Origin of the sequence: Virgibacillus sp. CM-4 (genome assembly GCF_000445495.1) — a bacterium.
In the GTDB taxonomy this organism is placed as follows: Bacteria; Bacillota; Bacilli; order Bacillales; family Amphibacillaceae; genus Virgibacillus; species Virgibacillus salexigens.
On the sequence record NZ_AUQA01000007.1, the window covers coordinates 229,963 to 247,222 of the forward strand.

General features: G+C 36.5%; 17 protein-coding genes. 13 read left to right on the forward strand and 4 right to left on the reverse strand.

Annotation, left to right across the window (positions count from 1 at the left end):
• Nucleotides 1–85: 85 nt before the first annotated feature.
• Nucleotides 86–520, reverse strand: coding sequence for a ferritin-like domain-containing protein (locus M948_RS39960; RefSeq protein ID WP_021292217.1), 435 nt, complete (start codon nt 518–520; stop codon nt 86–88).
• A gap of 107 nt (nt 521–627) precedes the next feature.
• Here M948_RS39960 and M948_RS39965 point away from each other — a divergent pair, with 107 nt between their 5' ends.
• The 7 genes from M948_RS39965 (at nt 628) to M948_RS39995 (ending at nt 6,077) form a co-directional block, all read left to right on the forward strand.
• On the forward strand, nt 628–1,269 hold the full coding sequence (locus M948_RS39965) for a phosphatase PAP2 family protein (RefSeq protein ID WP_021292218.1): 642 nt from the start codon (nt 628–630) through the stop codon (nt 1,267–1,269).
• Between the two features lie 92 nt (nt 1,270–1,361).
• A complete protein-coding gene (locus M948_RS39970; RefSeq protein WP_021292219.1) occupies nt 1,362–2,591 on the forward strand; it encodes an MFS transporter in 1,230 nt (409 codons plus the stop codon).
• 12 nt (nt 2,592–2,603) lie between these two features.
• Entirely contained in the window at nt 2,604–3,350 is a 747-nt protein-coding gene (gene liaF, locus M948_RS39975) for a cell wall-active antibiotics response protein LiaF (protein WP_021292220.1), read from the forward strand.
• Between the two features lie 12 nt (nt 3,351–3,362).
• Nucleotides 3,363–4,394 carry a sensor histidine kinase gene (locus M948_RS39980; protein WP_021292221.1) on the forward strand — a complete coding sequence of 344 codons (1,032 nt, stop codon included), beginning with the start codon at nt 3,363–3,365 and terminating at the stop codon, nt 4,392–4,394.
• Between the two features lie 18 nt (nt 4,395–4,412).
• Nucleotides 4,413–5,045 (forward strand): response regulator, encoded by a 633-nt coding sequence (locus tag M948_RS39985; RefSeq protein WP_021292222.1) that lies wholly within the window; start codon nt 4,413–4,415, stop codon nt 5,043–5,045.
• Nucleotides 5,046–5,162: 117 nt separating this feature from the next.
• Complete coding sequence (locus M948_RS39990; RefSeq protein WP_021292223.1) at nt 5,163–5,597, forward strand: disulfide oxidoreductase; 435 nt, start codon at nt 5,163–5,165, stop codon at nt 5,595–5,597.
• Entirely contained in the window at nt 5,598–6,077 is a 480-nt protein-coding gene (locus tag M948_RS39995; protein ID WP_021292224.1) for a thioredoxin family protein, read from the forward strand. It begins immediately after the preceding gene.
• 99 nt (nt 6,078–6,176) lie between these two features.
• Here the strand turns inward: M948_RS39995 and M948_RS40000 are convergent, their stop codons facing one another.
• Nucleotides 6,177–6,677 (reverse strand): antibiotic biosynthesis monooxygenase family protein, encoded by a 501-nt coding sequence (locus M948_RS40000; RefSeq protein WP_231378706.1) that lies wholly within the window; start codon nt 6,675–6,677, stop codon nt 6,177–6,179.
• A gap of 718 nt (nt 6,678–7,395) precedes the next feature.
• Between M948_RS40000 and M948_RS40005 the strand changes: the two genes are divergently transcribed.
• From M948_RS40005 to hemY, 4 genes are all read left to right on the forward strand, one after another.
• Nucleotides 7,396–9,564 (forward strand): transglycosylase domain-containing protein, encoded by a 2,169-nt coding sequence (locus tag M948_RS40005; protein WP_021292227.1) that lies wholly within the window; start codon nt 7,396–7,398, stop codon nt 9,562–9,564.
• 102 nt (nt 9,565–9,666) lie between these two features.
• A complete protein-coding gene (gene hemE, locus M948_RS40010) occupies nt 9,667–10,704 on the forward strand; it encodes a uroporphyrinogen decarboxylase (protein ID WP_021292228.1) in 1,038 nt (345 codons plus the stop codon).
• A 30-nt stretch (nt 10,705–10,734) separates the two neighbouring features.
• Nucleotides 10,735–11,676, forward strand: a complete 942-nt coding sequence (hemH, locus tag M948_RS40015) for a ferrochelatase (RefSeq protein WP_021292229.1) — start codon at nt 10,735–10,737, stop codon at nt 11,674–11,676.
• Nucleotides 11,673–13,082: a protoporphyrinogen oxidase gene (gene hemY, locus M948_RS40020; RefSeq protein WP_021292230.1), complete on the forward strand. Its 1,410-nt coding sequence runs from the start codon at nt 11,673–11,675 to the stop codon at nt 13,080–13,082. The genes hemH and hemY overlap by 4 nt, the downstream gene beginning before the upstream one ends.
• Nucleotides 13,083–13,205: 123 nt before the next feature.
• Here hemY and pepF read toward each other — a convergent pair whose 3' ends face one another.
• A complete protein-coding gene (gene pepF, locus M948_RS40025; RefSeq protein ID WP_021292231.1) occupies nt 13,206–15,008 on the reverse strand; it encodes an oligoendopeptidase F in 1,803 nt (600 codons plus the stop codon).
• 165 nt (nt 15,009–15,173) lie between these two features.
• Nucleotides 15,174–15,302 carry a protein YhfH gene (gene yhfH, locus M948_RS42985; RefSeq protein WP_021292232.1) on the reverse strand — a complete coding sequence of 43 codons (129 nt, stop codon included), beginning with the start codon at nt 15,300–15,302 and terminating at the stop codon, nt 15,174–15,176.
• Nucleotides 15,303–15,406: 104 nt separating this feature from the next.
• Here yhfH and M948_RS40030 point away from each other — a divergent pair, with 104 nt between their 5' ends.
• The gene (locus M948_RS40030; RefSeq protein ID WP_021292233.1) at nt 15,407–16,138 is read left to right on the forward strand and encodes an MBL fold metallo-hydrolase; all 732 of its coding nucleotides are present in this window, start codon (nt 15,407–15,409) and stop codon (nt 16,136–16,138) included.
• A gap of 83 nt (nt 16,139–16,221) precedes the next feature.
• Entirely contained in the window at nt 16,222–17,217 is a 996-nt protein-coding gene (locus tag M948_RS40035; protein WP_021292234.1) for a lipoate--protein ligase, read from the forward strand.
• Nucleotides 17,218–17,260 lie beyond the last annotated feature (43 nt).

Consider the following 17,260-nt stretch of genomic DNA (forward strand, 5'->3'; position numbering starts at 1 on the left):
GAAGAAAGTATATATTAGTAAAATACAAACAATTATTTATTCTTTTAAAATCAAAAGACAGTTCGTAAACCGAACTGTCTTTTGATTACGATAAGCGAGGGTCAGCAAGTAGGCGCTCTATCTCCTCTTTATGCTGCGTTTCATCTGTTATTAAATCCTCTAATTTTACTACTAACTCGGTATATCCTAAGTCTTCAGCCTGTCTTTTACGCTTTTCATACCGTTCAATTGTAGCAGATTCAGACTGTAAGGTTGCTTGTAATAATTCTCTAACCTCTGTTGGTTGAGGAATTTCAGCAGCTTTCGTAGTAGGAGTTCCGCCAAGTGATTTAATTTTTTCAGATAAGTATAGGGCGTGTCCCAATTCATCATTAATCTCAGCTTCAAAAAATGGTTTAAGTGCGGAACGGTATAACCCATAAACTACAGAGGCACTGTAAGTATATTGAATTACTGCGCCATATTCATTAGAAAGATCCTCATTTAATCCATCAATTAAGTTTTGTAAATCCTTTTCCATTTGTCTTCACCCTTTTATCGTTATTGTATATCTATTCATCCATTCCCTATTCGGTTTTTTTGAAACATAAAATAAGGTATTATATAAGAAATAGGAGGGACCGTATAATGACTGATAAAATTCGCTTTAGCCTTTTCCTTCTTTTATTATTTATGATTGGAATAATTGGCTATTGGATTTTCCGAATTATGAATAATGCAGTTCCTTATGTGGATCAATGGACAAGAGAACCGGTTGAGCAATTAGCAAACACAGGGATGTACAGCATCTTCCGTTGGATAACCGAATTAGGATCATCTACCTTTACCATACCGCTCGTAATTATTATGGGCATGATCTTATGGCGGATGTACCAAAATTGGCTACCTGCATTGGTTTTTAGCGGAGGAACATTAGCAACACATTATTTAAATGTAGCAATAAAACATCTAGTCAATAGAGAACGTCCCAGTATATTAGTTGCAGCTAATGCAGAAGGACATAGTTTCCCTTCCGGGCATGCAATGATATCGATGGTATGCTATGGTTTATTAGCTTATTTTTTCTCAAAAAAGGTTAAATCATCAAAGAAGAAATTGTTTATTGAGTGTTTCTTTGCATTGCTTATTTTATTAATTGGAGTTAGTCGATATATCATTAATGTTCACTATTTGACAGATGTTTTGGCAGGGTTCTTTATTGGCTTTTTATGTTTAATTGCATGCATATATTTATTTCAGTTTCTAATGAGAAAGCAACGCTCAGTCTAGGGGCGGATAGAAAAGCATCCCTTGGTAGGTTTCCCTCGTTTTGGGATATAGGTAAGCTAACATTATATCAATCGAGGGGGGAGATTTTTGTCATGGATGCTGTTGTTCAAGAAAAGCAGGTAATACCAATATTAAAAAACCGGAATTTTCTACTTTTATTTATAGGGTCGCTTTTTTCTGCTCCTGGTTATTATGTTTATTTAATTGGAGCGGAATGGTTAATGCTTTCTTTAAATGATAATCGCTTTTACTTTGGCATGTTATTCTTTGCTGCCTCCATTCCTCGTTTGCTGTTATTAACAATGGGTGGAATTGTGGCAGATCGTTATAATAAGCGAACAGTATTATTTATTTCGGATTTATCCCGTGCGCTTTTAATTGTTATTTTATTGGTTTTACTATATCTCGATGCAGTATCTGCTTGGCATTTAATTGGTTTAGCAGCATTATTTGGTATTGCAGATGCGTTCAGCTATCCAGTTATAAATTCATTAACACCAATGGTACTAGAGGAGAATCAATTACAGCGGGGGAATTCGTTTATTCAAATGACGATGCAAATTAGTCCGATTTTTGGTCCCGCCTTAGGTGGGACATTAATTGCAGTCTTAGGGTTCAAAGGGGTTTTTACTGTAGCTTGTGTCATGTTATTAGCTGCTTCCGTTACCGTTATCTTTATCCGGTTAAAACCAGAAGAGACACCTATCGTATCCTCGCCATGGGAAGATCTTAAAGAAGGATATAGGTATGCTCGCAGGAATCGACTCATTTTGTCTATCGTAAGTATGGGATTTTTTATTAACTTCTTTTTTACAGGTCCATATACCATTGGTATACCAATCATTGTAAAGGATATCTTTCAAAGTAGTTCGATTAGTCTGGCTATCGTACAAACTGCGATGGGGGTAGGAGCCTTAATCGGTGCGATCTTCTTAGCATCAAAAAAATTAAAAAAACCTGGGATAACTATGCTTACAAGTTTAGCATTATTGGGATGTATTTACACTAGTATTGGCATGTCCAGTTATCTTTATCTCACAGCAGTATTGGTAGCGATGATGGCATTTTTATTGCAGCTAATTAATATTCCAATTACTACAGTTTTGCAAGAAACGACAGAGAAACGTATGCTTGGGAGAATGATGAGTCTGCTTATGACTGTATCTACAGGGCTTATCCCGGTTTCTTATATCGCAACTTCTTTATTAATAGCTATGGGGCTATCGATTCTAACGATTATTATGGTCTCTGGACTGGTAATTCTATTTATTGCTCTCTATAATTTGAAGAATAAACCGCTTCGTACGCTTGGAACTTCGTAAAGGGTGAAAAAAATGAAACAATTTGCACGCATTGTTGTCGCAATTTTTTTAATTATTATTGGTTTGCTATGGATATTAGCGAATATCAATGTAATATCGTTTGATGTTGCTTTTTTATGGGCCTATATATATCCGGTAATCTTGGTTATTTTCGGCAGTAGATGGCTGATTAATTATGTCCGAAAAGATGGTGGAAGTTGGTTTTGGGGTTGTTTCTTTATCCTGTTTGGATTGTTATTACTGTTGGACCGTTTTCAAATAATCGCTTTTTCCTTTTGGGATGTACTAAAGCTATGGCCGTTATTAATTATCTATGTTGGCTTCATGTTAATTAGTCGAAGAAACTATAATATTATTAATGCAGGAAGAGATAAGCCAGGGGCAAAAAATGGGACTGGTTCGCTTTTTTCTATTGGGAGTTATGATTATACCGAAGAAAATTGGAAGGCGGAACCAATGAAGTTAAATAACATGGCTGGGGATTTTTATTTCGACTTCTCTAAGGCTTTTATCCCAGAGGAGGAAATCCCAATTAGCATTCGCTCTCTAGCAGGAGATGTAACTATATTAATGCCTGAAACAATCCCTTTTCACGTAGAAGCATCAATGAAAGCCGGGGAAATTAACATTCTAGGCAGGGTGGCAGAAGGGGTAAATCGATCATTAGCATTTACAAGTGATGAGTATGACGCTTCAATTCGAAAAATTAATTTTACAATTATCCTAAAAGCAGGATCTATCAAAATCGATTATGTATAGGGAGGAGGTCGTATGAATAAACGATTTGCTAGTATTCGTTATAGTTATATTCGCTCTCATTTTCAAGGTCTATTTCTTACTGTTGTTACGATTCTCTCTATCTTACTCACTATTTATGTATTCATTCAACCAGACTGGTTATCTGCAGCAAGTATATTTCTGTTTATTTCGTTATATAGTGGTATTGGTTTCATTGTTACCGTCTATGCGGGATTTAAATCTGGTGGAGATATTAAAAATCGATTAGACTATTTATCCGTCCAAATTACCCAGTTTGCAAATGGAAATTACCAATCACGACTTTATTTTAATGAAGGGGATGAAATGGAGCGTATTGCCAATGAAATGAACGACTTAGGAGAGAAATTACAAAATCAAGTGAAATCTTTACAACGAATGGCAGATGAAAAATCAGATTTTGCAAAGTCAGCACATAAAGCAGCTGTTATCGAGGAAAGACAGCGATTAGCAAGGGATTTACACGATGCTGTAAGTCAACAATTATTTGCAGTCACCATGTTATCCGAGGCAGCTGTAAGGCAATTAGAAAACAATCCAGAAAAAGCCAAATTGCAAATACAAGAAGTAGCTAAAGCAGCTTTACAATCTCAATCAGAAATGCGGGCGTTGTTATTACATCTTCGTCCTGTTCATTTATCAGGAGAATCCTTATCAGAAGGGTTAACAAAGCTAATAAAAGAATTACAACAAAAAAGCCAAATAGATTTTCATCTTACTATTCCAGTGGATCTTTCGGTTTCGGTAACAATAGAAGACCATATGTTTCGAATTGCTCAAGAATCATTATCGAATATATTACGCCATTCAAATGCTTCAGAAGTAAAGATCATGATAAAGGAACGCCCAGGAGAATTATATTTTCATGTGCAAGACAATGGGAGGGGCTTTGATATGGAGCAAGAACGCAAAACGTCTTATGGCTTAAAAACAATGAAAGAACGTAGTGAAGAATTAGGAGGTGTTTTTGCCATCCGTTCAAACATAGGTGAAGGAACATATATAGATATTCGTATTCCATGTTAAAGGAGAAGGGGTAGTAGAATGATACGAGTTATCGTTGTAGACGATCATGAAATTGTGAGAAAGGGGATTATCGCATATTTACAAACAGATTGCGAGATTGAAGTTGTAGGTGAATCTTCAAATGGGAATGATGGAGCTGCGTTAATTATCCAAGAAAAACCGGATGTTGTACTTATGGATTTAATTATGGATAATGGAACTGGGATAGAAGCAACGAAACAAGTAATGGAATCTCATCCACTATGTAAAATTATTATATTAACAAGCTATTATGATGATGAACAAGTATTCCCAGCAATAGAAGCTGGTGCTTTCAGCTACTTATTAAAGACCTCCTCCGCTACAGAAATTACAGATGCAATCAAAAAGGCTGTCAAAGGGGAAACCGTCATTGAACCGAAAGTAGCTGGAAAGATGATGTCTAGCTTCCGAACGATCGATCGAAAATCACATGATGATTTAACAGAAAGAGAATTAGAAGTTCTGCTTTGTATTGGAAATGGTATGACAAACCAAGAAATAAGCAATCAATTATATATCGGTATTAAAACAGTAAAAACTCATGTAAGTAATATTCTATCGAAGCTTGAGGTGAATGATCGGACCCAAGCAGCAGTTTATGTACATCGAAATAAATTGACAGGTAATTAATCGTATAGATTTTCATAAAATTGTCACATAAACAAAATGAATAAAGCGTCACCCTTTGTCTTTCATCTCCCACATTTGTATAATACAGATGTAACTAAAAAAGAAAGGACTTCTTCTATGGCGAATCTATCGAAAAAAGCAGAGAATTTGCTAATGTTAATCTGGGCTCAAGCTTTAATTGCAATGCTAGGAAGTTTGTTTTTTTCAGAAATTATTGGGTATGAACCTTGTGAGTTATGTTGGTATCAACGGATCTTAATGTATCCTTTAGTTATTATTTATGGTATTGCAGCCTATAAGAGAAATCTCTCTATTGCATTACCGGGGTTGTTTTTGAGCGGGATAGGCGCGTTGGTTTCCATTTATCATTACGCTGTTCAGAAATTACCTGCATTACAGGAGGCAGGAGGTTCTTGTGGTACGGTTCCTTGTAATCTTACATATATTGATTATTTTGGATTCATTACCATTCCATTTCTAGCAGGTATCGCCTTCATTATCATATTTGTATTGCATGTAATTCTAAGGAAGCACCAAAGGGAGATGAAATAAATGAAGAAAAAAATGTTGATTTTTATTGGTATTATTGTTTTATTATTCGCAGGGTTATATTTTGTAATTGATTATAAGAATAATCAAGCAGTGGAGAACAATGACAACCCCTATGGTGATAAAGATCTTGAACAAGCAACAATTGATCAGCTTGATGACCCTAATTATCAAAATCAAATCATGCCAGACGAGTTGTCAGATGAAGTAGAGAGTGGTGAACCGGTTACTGTGTATTTCTATGATCCATTATGCCCGCATTGTCAGCAAACAACGCCATACCTTGTTCCATTAGCAGAAGAAAATAATATCGATATGAAAAAGATGAATTTACTAGAATTTCAAGATCAATGGAACGCTTATGGTATTGAATCTACGCCAACATTAATCCATTTCGATAATGGTGAAGAAGTTGCTCGAATTGTAGGGGATAAGGGAGAAGAAAATTTTCAATCCTTTTTTGACCAATATGTAAATAATTAAATGAAAAAAAGCCAACTGCAGGACAGTTGGCTTTTTACTTTTATCATGATCGACTAGTTGGGACACTATGTTTAAAGGTACAGAAGTGGCAAAGGCATCTTATTCTTCCGTTACCATATGATAGGTGGTAAGAAATGGTTGGTCAGCAAAATACGCAGGAGGTTTTCCGGATGATTGCCCCTTATGAGATTTTTTGAATGCGTCCGAGTTCTTCCAGTTATCAAAATCTTGAACGGAACGCCATTGTGTAAAAACAATATACGTATTCCCCTTTTTTGGTTTTAATAACCGAAATGCTTGAAAGCCCGGCATCATTTCAACATCATGTTTGCGATTTTTAAAACGATCTTCAAAGACTGGCTGCCCTTCTTCTGTTACGGGTATATTATTCATAACGACATATCCTTCTTCTTGAATCTTTCCATTCTCTATTATAATGTCGTATTCTCTTCCAGATGCAAATATGCTTTTTTTCTTATCTTCGTAATAAGCCAGCGCTCCTGAATTAGAACGCATAATCCAAATTCGTTTATCGGGATGGTTGTCATCCAGTTTTTGCAGAAAATCTATCGTTCCATTAGTCATAAAAGCTTTCATCATTGTTTTCCCCTTTCATATGACTTCCTATTTTCATCATAACCGATGTGTAGATAGGGTAGTCAACTATTATTTAGAAAAACTTATCATTTCATAGTTACAAAGATACTTAAATAGATTGGGGAGTTAGTTATCAATAGGACTTTAAGCTTGACCGACTATCATTTGATGTGATGTATGGAACTTATCCTGCGTTTGCTTATGAAGTAAGTAATCCGAATGTAATGTTTTATATTGGAGATAATATGGAAAATAAAGCCATTCATACCATGGATGAATAGGGGAGGGTATCTTATAAAACAAGCGCTATCATCAAGCAATACGTATCAACGAACGCCCAAGCGAATGTTGAATTTACTATTTGGACGGAAACCCGTATAAAAACAGAAGTGGATGACAGTGGACATACAAATCAAATTTTCTCCAATTAAAAGTGAACAAAAAAACGTTATGTGAATATTGGTAAGATCAAGTATATGTCTAATGGTTTCCTAAACAGACAAAATCGGATTCGACTTTTGGAATACATATGAAATTATTCTAAACCTTAACTCCTGAACTTAAATTGTATCTTTCTAGATAACCTGAAACGTTTATTTAACAAGTTGGATTTTCGGTTGTTCAATAATTTGTAATAATTATTAATTAATATGAAGTATAAAGCTTTAAGATTGTAAATATATGTCGTATAATGTAGGGGTGAATGTGTAGAGGTGAACAAATGAGCAGAATAGAAAGAAGGAATCAGAAGCGTTCTCACTTGATCGGCAGATTGAAAATAATTGCATTCAGTTGTTTACTTATTATATTTCTTGGGTTCATTGGATATGCTGCTATTGTTTTTGGAGGACGATTCGTTGTTGATGACGATAAATTTCTTTTAGATGCAACTACGACCATTGAAACAGAAGAAGGGCAGATAATTGGCCGATTATATAATGAGAATCGCAAACTGACAACACTTGGTGATATTCCAGAACATGTAAGACAAGCGTTTATTGCCATTGAAGATAGACGCTTTTATGGACATGCAGGTGTTGATTTTCGTTCTGTGTTTCGTGCTGTTTATAAAGATATTCTAGCTATGGCCAAAGTTGAAGGGGCGAGTACAATAACCCAGCAGCTTGCTAAGAACTTATTTCTAACAAATGATAAAACGTGGTTGCGAAAGACAAAGGAAGTAATGGCAGCTGTTTATCTAGAACAAACATTATCTAAAGATAAGATTCTAGAATTATATTTAAATGAAATTTATTTTGGACATGGGGTATATGGGATAGCTACAGCCGCAGAGTATTATTTTTCAAAAAATATTAAAGATCTGACTGTAGATGAAGGAGCGATGTTGGCTGGAATGGCAAAAGCGCCTAATGGATATTCGCCAATTAATCATCCTGAAAAAGCAAAAAGTCGTAGAAACACAGTGCTTCATGCTATGGAAGCAACCGGGGTATTAACGTCAAAACAACTGGCTACAGAGGAAGAGAAGCCGCTTGGATTAGAAGTGAATAAGTGGAATCCGTCCCCATGGACAGCTAGTTATGTCGATTATGTAATGAAAGAGGCAGCTAGTAAGCACGATATGTCCTTAGAAGAGTTAAAGCGAGGTGGTTATCGTATCATTGTAAATATGGATAATCACGTGCAAGAGAAAGCCTATGAACAGTTTAAAAATGCTGATTATTTCCCAGGGAATACAGAAGGGGTCGAAGGGGCTTTTATGATGATGGATCATGGAACGGGCAAAGTTGTTTCGGTGATCGGTGGTAGGGATTTCCAATTAGGTGATTTAAACCGGGCTACCGTTGCAAGACAACCAGGTTCAACCATGAAACCATTAGCGGTTTATGGGCCCGCAATGATGGAAAATGAAAAATATCAGCCTTACACACTTATACCAGATCAGAAAATTGATTATGATGGTTATACAGCCGAAAATTATGATAACGAATATACAGGAGCGGTTTCAATTTATGAAGCGATTGTTCATTCGAAAAACGCTCCAGCTGTATGGTTATTAAATGAGATTGGAATCTCAACTGGAAAGGCATACTTAGATAATATGAATTTATCAGTAGAGGATGATGGATTAGCAATTGCTTTAGGTGGATTATCAAAAGGTGTTACCCCTGCTAAATTAATGGAAAGTTATAGTTCCTTTGCTACAAATGGTAATATGGTTGAATCGCATTCAATTGAACGAATCGTACAAAATGGACAAACCCTTTTCAAAGCTAATCCAGAGATGAAAGAAGTGTTCGCCCCCCAGGTGGCTTGGAATATGACAGAAATGCTTGAGGAAACCGTTGCAAGTGGGACTGCAAGTTCAGGAAACTATTCAAAAGCATTAGCAGGAAAAACAGGTTCAACACAACACCCGCAAGTAGAAGGGCAAACCAAGGATGCTTGGTTCGCTGGATACACACCACAATATGTAATGACATTGTGGATGGGATACGATACATCCGATAAAGCGCATTTTCTAACAGGAGGAAGTGAATATCCAACTAGGTTAGTAAAATCGATTTTAACAGAGGTAGATAAAGAACAAGCCCTAACAGAGACATTTGCTAAACCTGAAGCGGTATCGGCCTTACCAAAACCAATTCAACTTCCAGAAATAAAAAACGTACAAGTAAGTTATCAGTTTGGAAGCCTACCTTTTGGAAAAGGAAAATTAACCTGGCAGGGATCCAATGACGAGCGTGTCATCTATCGTATTTACCGAGAGAAAGAGGGGATTGATGAACGCATTGGAGAGGTCGAAGGAAAGAGAGAGTTTGTAATCGATAATGCTCTATTTCATTCAAAGAGCTATTATATCGTTCCTTACAATCCATTAACCAAAACAGAAGGAAAGCGCTCAGAATCTGTCAAGCTTTCTTGGTAATTTAGACAAATTCATGACAATCAATAACCATTACTATACAGTTTCTATTGAAATCGATATAGTTATTAGTGGCAAAAGTAGTACGTGAAAAGGATGGATGGTATGTCAAAGCAATTAAATGATACGATAATTCGAGCATATAAAGGAGAAACTACTAATTATACACCCACTTGGTTTATGAGGCAGGCAGGTAGATCGCAGCCAGAATATCGTGAGCTAAAAGAAAAGTATTCGTTATTTGAAATTACGCATGAACCGGAATTATGTGCTTATGTAACAAGGCTTCCTGTTGAAAATTATGATGTTGATGCCGCGATTTTGTACAAGGACATAATGTCGCCATTACCTTCCATCGGAGTTGATGTGGAGATTAAATCTGGTATCGGTCCAGTAATTCATAATCCAATTACTTCCCTACAGGATGTTGAGAAATTGGGAACCATTCATCCACAAGCGGATGTTCCTTATGTTCTCGATACCATTCGCTTGCTGACAGAAGAACAATTGAAAGTACCGTTAATTGGCTTTAGTGGTGCACCATTTACATTAGCAAGTTATATGATTGAAGGTGGTCCTTCTAAGAATTACAACAAAACAAAAGCATTTATGTATCGACAGTCTGAAGCTTGGTTTGCGTTAATGGATAAGCTAGCTGATATGATCATTTCGTATGTGGATGCACAAGTCGAAGCTGGTGCGAAAGCTATTCAAATCTTCGATTCGTGGGTAGGAAATTTAAATGTTATGGACTATCGTATCTTTATTAAGCCTGTCATGACCCGCATTTTTTCTGAATTAAGACGACATGATGTTCCGTTAATCATCTTTGGTGTAGGAGCAAGACATCTTCTTCTGGAATGGAATGACCTGCCAGTAGATGTGATCGGCCTGGATTGGCGTACATCTATTATGGAAGCAAGACAAATGGGTGTAACTAAAGTAATTCAAGGAAACTTAGACCCAACGATATTACTTACAAATTGGGAGACAATTGAGAAACGCACAACGTCCATTCTGGATGAAGGTCGTGCAGATGGAAATCATGTATTTAATTTGGGGCATGGTGTTACACCAGATATTACACCAGCTACACTTAAAAGATTAACAGCCTTTATTCATGAATACACAGGGAAAGATTAATAAATTATTAAGTGAAGAGGTGCTTTGAAAATGGCAAAACAAAAAATGGGATTATTAGTAATGGCATATGGAACACCATATAAGGAAGAAGATATTGAGCGTTATTATACACATATTCGCCATGGAAGGAAACCAGATGAAGAAGCATTGCAAGATTTAAAAGATCGTTATAAAGCAATCGGTGGAATTTCTCCATTAGCCCAAATCACAGAACAGCAAGCTGAAACCTTAGAAGCAACATTAAATGAAGTACAGAATGAAATCGAATTTAAAGCATATATCGGACTGAAACATATTGAGCCGTTTATTGAAGATGCAGTTGCACAAATGGCTGAGGACGGAATCGAGGAAGCCGTGTCTATTGTGTTAGCTCCACATTATTCTACGTTTAGTGTAAAATCTTATAACCAACGAGCGAATGATGAGGCGGCGAAGTATGGTGTAACTTCTATCACATCCGTAGAAAGCTGGTATAATGAGCCTAGATTTATTCAATACTGGGCTGATCAGATTAATGCTGTTTATAATGGAATGCCCAATGAAGATAGAGAAAAAGCAGTATTGATAGTATCTGCTCACAGTCTTCCGGAGAAAATATTGCAAAATGGCGACCCTTATCCACAACAATTGGCAGAAACGGCACAGCTAATCTCTGAGGCAACGGGTATTACGCATTATGAAATTGGTTGGCAAAGTGAAGGCAATACGCCAGATCCATGGTTAGGACCTGATGTTCAGGATCTAACAAGAGAACTGTTTGAGCAAAAAGGATATCGTGCATTTGTCTATGCCCCAGTTGGTTTTATTGCAGATCATTTGGAAGTATTATATGACAATGATTATGAATGCAAAGTGGTATGTGATGAATTAGGTGCGTCGTATTATCGTCCGGAAATGCCAAATGTTCATCCACAATTTATTAAAACATTAGCTGAAGTGGTTATGAAAAAGGTAAAGCGTGAGGTTAGATGAAACCGAGCAAACAAATAGTGATTATAGGTGGCGGAATAACTGGGTTATCCGCAGCCTATTACATACAAAGAGAAATAAAAGCAAAAAAGCTTCCTTATACAGTAAAGCTGGTAGAAGCAAGTGAACGCTTAGGCGGAAAAATAAAAACCTTAAAGCGTGATGGGTTTACGATTGAACAAGGTCCTGATTCGTTATTATCCCGCAAACCTACAGCTATGAAATTGGTGAAAGAATTAGGTCTAGAAGATCAAGTTATTCGTAATGCAACTGGCCAATCTTATCTTTTAGTTGATAATAAATTACATAAGATGCCAAAAGGAACGTATATGGGAGTCCCGAAAAATGTTCGTTCCCTTTTATCATCAACAGTTTTATCTTCTAAAGGTAAAATACGTGCTTTAGCTGATATCATGGTGTCAAAAGGAAAAGCAGATACGGATCAATCATTAGGCGCTTTCTTTCGACGTCGTTTTGGTAATGAATTGTTAGTGAACCAAGTGGAAGCACTGTTATCTGGGATTCATTCTGGAAATATTGATCAGATGAGCTTGAAAGCAACATATCCAACCTTTTTAGAACTAGAACAAACCTATGGCAGTGTAATGAAAGGGTTATCCAAGACAATGCCGAAGCCGACGAAAACGAAGCGTAACCAACCATCTTCTGGAGCCTTCTTCTCATTTAAAAATGGATTGGAGACATTAATACACCGGCTTGAGGATAAATTAGATCTAGGAATGCTTCATAAGGGAACGGCAGTTGATCATATTGAGAAAAAGAATTATGGTTATCATCTTCTATTAAGTGATGGAAATGTTTTGCAGGCAGATGCCGTTATTGTGTCGACTCCTCACCTTACTGTTCCAAAAATTTTTAGTCAATATGATTTCTTCCATGTGTTTAAAGGTGTCCCAGCAACATCAACCGCAAATGTGGTCTTAGCATTTGACCAATCGGCGATAAAAAATGATATAGATGGTACTGGTTTCCTTGTTTCCAGAAATAGTAATTATCAAATTACTGCATGTACGTGGACCCATAAAAAGTGGCCAACGACTTCTCCTGAAGGAAAAATTTTATTGCGTTGTTATGTTGGCAGACCTGGAAACGAAGATATAGTAGACTTATCAGACGATGAGCTGACAGATATTGTACTTAATGACTTGAATAAAATAATGAAAATCAAGGATGATCCTGAGTTTTGTGTCATAACGCGTTGGAAAAATGCAAGACCACAGTACACTGTCGGTCATGTCGAACGGCTAGCTGAAGTAAGAAGAAAGACCGAAAGATATCTTCCAGGTGTCTTCTTAACAGGTTGCTCTTATGATGGTGCAGGCATCCCTGATTGTATTGAACAAGGGGAGAATACGGTAAGCGAAGTATTGCGTTTTTTACAAGATTAATTTATGAAACCTAACGCTAAAGCTTAACTAAAAAGACCCTTAAAAAAGCTTGAGAAAATGATTCTCAAGCTTTTTAAAACTTTATAACTTCAAACATGGATGAAATAACAGGTGCTTAATAATTTAGTTGTAGCTTTCTTCGAGCTGATCAATCAGTGAATCGACGAAAGCAACAGCATCTTTAATTGCATCTGGTTTTGACATATCAACACCTGCCTTTTGAATCAGATCCAATGGTTTCATCGTTCCACCTGATTTTAGCACGTCAAGCCAGCGATTGACTGCAGGCTGCCCTTCTTCTTGAATTTGTTTTGCAACAGCCGTAGATACTGTTAACCCTGCAGAATAGGTGTATGGATATAATCCCATATAATAATGAGGTTGTCGCATCCAAGTTAGTCCTGCACCATCGTCGAAAGTGACAGTGTCTTGCCAAAAATTTTTAAGCGCTCCTCTTTTTAATTCAGATAATACATTAGCAGTTAGTGGAGTACCTGTTTCTGCCGATTGATATACATTTTTTTGAAATTCTGCTTCTAAAAGATGCGTAACAAAATTATGATAATATGTTCCAAGTAGTTGGGTAATAATCCAACGTTTCATTCGTTTATCGTTTGTGTTACCTAATAAATGGTTGGCTAGGAGTAATTCATTCAAGGTGGATGGAGCTTCCACAAAGTAAGTAGATGGACGTGTATTCAAAAGGGATTGATTCTTTCCCGCCAAATAAAAATGTCCTGCATGGCCTAATTCATGGGCTAAGACGAAGGCTCCTCTCATCGTATCTGTCCATGTAATGAGAATATAGGGATGTACCCCATATGGACTAGAGCAAAAAGCGCCTGTTGCTTTCCCAACATTATCAGCTAAATCTACCCAGCGATTATCAATAGCTTGTTTGGTAATGCCACGATATTCTTCTCCCATAATCGTTAGAGCATCTAAAATAGTAGAAGTGGCTTCTGCGTATGTTGTTACTGGATTAAAGTCAGGATCCAACGGTGCTTTGAGATCATAGTAATGTAATTCAGGTAAACCTAACTTCTCTTGTTTTAGCCTAGCAAACCGGCGCATGTGAGGAGCTAACTCTTGTTGTAATAGTTGGAGCTGGTTTTCATACATTTCAAATGTTACTTGTTGTGGATGAAGCAGCATTTCAGTAACAGATGAGTAGTTTCTTAGTTTGGCCATGGTTACCTGCTTCGTAACCTCTGTTGCATATACAGCTGCGTAAGTATGTTTATACTGATCTAATGTCCTGACAAAGGATTTATATGCTTTCCTTCGTGTATTTTCTTCTGCGGCAAGCTCATATCGGTCTTCATATAAAGCAGCTGACATGGGAAGTTCATTTCCTGCATCATCCGTTATCGAATCAAATGTCAGATCAGAGGATTTGCTTCGTTGGTAAATCATATAAGGAGCATCATGAATTTCTGATAAAGCAGCAATGGTTTTCTCTACGATCGGTGCAAGTGCATATGGTTTCTTTTCCATCACATCTTTGAGCATCTTTAGATAGGGTTGCAGGGAACGCTGCTCTTGTAAAAATAAATCAATGGTGTGTGCAGGAAGATCTAATAATTCAGATTCTATAAATGCAAGTTCTGTATTAATCAAGGCTATCGCCTTCGCAACGCGTGAAGAATCACGTTGATTGATTGGGTTTGTTCCATCTGCATTTGAGCGTAAATTAGCATATACTGCTACTCGAATAACACGCTTTTGAAAATCCTCAAACGTAGTTAAACAGTGATCTAATGTCTCAGCATTCTCTCCTAAATTACCTTTAAAACGGGTGACTTTATGTACATCTTGCTGAATAGCTTCTAATTCTGTTTCCCATGCTTGATAAGTTGGAAATAAGTCATATAGATCCCAGGTAAGTTCCATTGGCACTTCCGAACGTTTAGGTCTTGTTACCACGTATGTATACCCCTTTCTCTTAACTATTTCGTAACTCTAAGTAATTATAATATAAAAATAGTAATAATGGTATGTTTTTTCAGAAAAAAACAGCTATCAATGGATAGCTGTTGGTAGAACATTGGATATGCGTATAGTACAGTAGAAAGAAGAATAAAGAAGGTGTTACCTAGCTGGATGATCACAATCGTCACATAAATTACCATAGCAATCGGCTTTCTCTATCATTTCATTTCCGCATTTACTACACTTTTTCTTAGGTAAATTACGAAAAAATTCGATGACGTTCATCATGTGATTTCTCCTCCTCTAGTTTGAATTATTTTTATTGTAATATAACAGTATTCAATCAGTCAACACTGTGTTACAACAAAAACTAAAATTAGGAGTGTGTACCTATGAAGTTTACGGTTATTGGTTATTGGGGAGGTTATCCTGCTCCAAATGAAGCGACTTCCTGTTATTTACTTGAATCAGGTGGCTTTTCCCTTGTCATTGATATGGGGAGTGGTGCCTTGGCAAAATTACAGCAATATAAGACAGTTACCGAGATTGATGCAGTCATTCTTTCTCATTATCATTTTGATCATGTTGCTGATATTGGTGTTTTGCAATATGCCCGATTAGTTACCTATTATATAACAGGAAAGGATAAAGTATTACCAATTTATGGACATGAGGAAGATGAAGCTGGATTTCAATCTTTGACGCATACATATACAAAGGGAGTGGCATATGATCCAAAAGAATCTTTGGAAGTGGGAGCCTTTACCATTTCTTTTTTAAAGACAAAACATCCCGTACCTTGTTATGGAATGCGTATTACTGATGGAACAAATTGTATTGTCTATACGGCTGATACAAGTTACCGAAAGGAGTGGATACCATTTGCAAAAAATGCAGATTTATTAATCACGGATTGTAATTTTTATGCCGATCAAGATGGAGAAAATGCTGGACATATGACAAGTAAACAAGGTGGTAAGATTGCAGAGGAAGCAAATGTAAAGCAATTACTGCTTAGCCACTTACCACAATATGGAGATCGTAACCAATTAATTGAAGAGACGAAGGAAGTCTTTTCTAGAACGGTTCAATTAGCTCATGCCGGTTTTATTTGGGAAAGCTAGGTTTATCTTTTGATTACTCCTTTAATTTACATTAAACTTAAACTATACAAAAGACCTATTTATATTGAAGGGAGTAAAAACGTATGAAGTTTATTGATAATAAAGGTATTACTGATCCATCAATTAATCTTGCTTTAGAAGAATATGTGTTGAAAAATTTTGGCGAACAGGATACATATTTACTATTCTACGTGAATGAACCATCTATTATTATTGGGCGTAACCAAAATACTGTAGAAGAAATCAATACGCAATATGTGGATGAGAATGGAATAAAGGTAGTGCGTCGTCTTTCCGGTGGAGGCGCTGTTTACCATGATGAAGGAAACTTGAATTTTAGCTTTATAACGAAGGATGACGGGAATAGCTTTCAAAATTTTGCTAAGTTTACACAACCAATGGTAGATGCATTAAATAAACTTGGGGTACCTGCCGAATTAAAAGGGAGGAATGATCTTACTGTGGAAGGCAGGAAAATTTCTGGAAATGCCATGTATTCTACAAAAGGTAAAATGTTTAGTCATGGCACACTCATGCTTGATTCTGAAATTGAGAACGTTGTTTCTGCATTGAATGTAAGAAAAGAAAAAATAGAATCTAAAGGAATCAAATCCATTCGTAGCCGTGTCGCAAATATTTCGGAGTTTCTAGAAAATAAAATTACAGTAGAGCAGTTTAAAGAAATTATATTGCAATATGTCTTCCATGTAGACGATATAATAGACGTACCTCGTTATGAACTATCCGAAGAAGATTGGGAAAATGTCCATCAAATTTCCAGAGAGCGCTATCAAAATTGGGAATGGAACTATGGGAAGTCTCCATCCTTTAATATTCAAGAATCTTATAAATTTGATGCTGGCTTTGTAGATGTTCGCCTTGATGTCAAAAAAGGAATTATTGAGAATTGCAAAATTTACGGAGATTTCTTTGGAGTTGGAGAAATTAGTGTTATTGAGGACAAGCTAACTGGAGTCCGCCATAATCGACAAGCAATAGAAGAAGCACTTGCTGGTGTGGATGTTCCACACTATCTAGGAAGGATTTCAAAAGAGGATTTTGTCAACTTGATATATTAAGTAAAAGCAGCCTTTTATTTGGGGCTGCTTTTTGATTAGGTTT

Excerpts from the sequence above, each read along its gene's own strand:
- M948_RS39960 (WP_021292217.1), bottom strand. The coding sequence starts at position 520 with ATGGAAAAGGATTTACAAAACTTAATTGATGGATTAAATGAGGATCTT.
- M948_RS39965 (WP_021292218.1), top strand. The coding sequence starts at position 628 with ATGACTGATAAAATTCGCTTTAGCCTTTTCCTTCTTTTATTATTTATG.
- M948_RS39970 (WP_021292219.1), top strand. The coding sequence starts at position 1,362 with ATGGATGCTGTTGTTCAAGAAAAGCAGGTAATACCAATATTAAAAAAC.
- liaF (WP_021292220.1), top strand. The coding sequence starts at position 2,604 with ATGAAACAATTTGCACGCATTGTTGTCGCAATTTTTTTAATTATTATT.
- M948_RS39980 (WP_021292221.1), top strand. The coding sequence starts at position 3,363 with ATGAATAAACGATTTGCTAGTATTCGTTATAGTTATATTCGCTCTCAT.
- M948_RS39985 (WP_021292222.1), top strand. The coding sequence starts at position 4,413 with ATGATACGAGTTATCGTTGTAGACGATCATGAAATTGTGAGAAAGGGG.
- M948_RS39990 (WP_021292223.1), top strand. The coding sequence starts at position 5,163 with ATGGCGAATCTATCGAAAAAAGCAGAGAATTTGCTAATGTTAATCTGG.
- M948_RS39995 (WP_021292224.1), top strand. The coding sequence starts at position 5,598 with ATGAAGAAAAAAATGTTGATTTTTATTGGTATTATTGTTTTATTATTC.
- M948_RS40000 (WP_231378706.1), bottom strand. The coding sequence starts at position 6,677 with ATGATGAAAGCTTTTATGACTAATGGAACGATAGATTTTCTGCAAAAA.
- M948_RS40005 (WP_021292227.1), top strand. The coding sequence starts at position 7,396 with ATGAGCAGAATAGAAAGAAGGAATCAGAAGCGTTCTCACTTGATCGGC.
- hemE (WP_021292228.1), top strand. The coding sequence starts at position 9,667 with ATGTCAAAGCAATTAAATGATACGATAATTCGAGCATATAAAGGAGAA.
- hemH (WP_021292229.1), top strand. The coding sequence starts at position 10,735 with ATGGCAAAACAAAAAATGGGATTATTAGTAATGGCATATGGAACACCA.
- hemY (WP_021292230.1), top strand. The coding sequence starts at position 11,673 with ATGAAACCGAGCAAACAAATAGTGATTATAGGTGGCGGAATAACTGGG.
- yhfH (WP_021292232.1), bottom strand. The coding sequence starts at position 15,302 with ATGATGAACGTCATCGAATTTTTTCGTAATTTACCTAAGAAAAAGTGT.
- M948_RS40030 (WP_021292233.1), top strand. The coding sequence starts at position 15,407 with ATGAAGTTTACGGTTATTGGTTATTGGGGAGGTTATCCTGCTCCAAAT.
- M948_RS40035 (WP_021292234.1), top strand. The coding sequence starts at position 16,222 with ATGAAGTTTATTGATAATAAAGGTATTACTGATCCATCAATTAATCTT.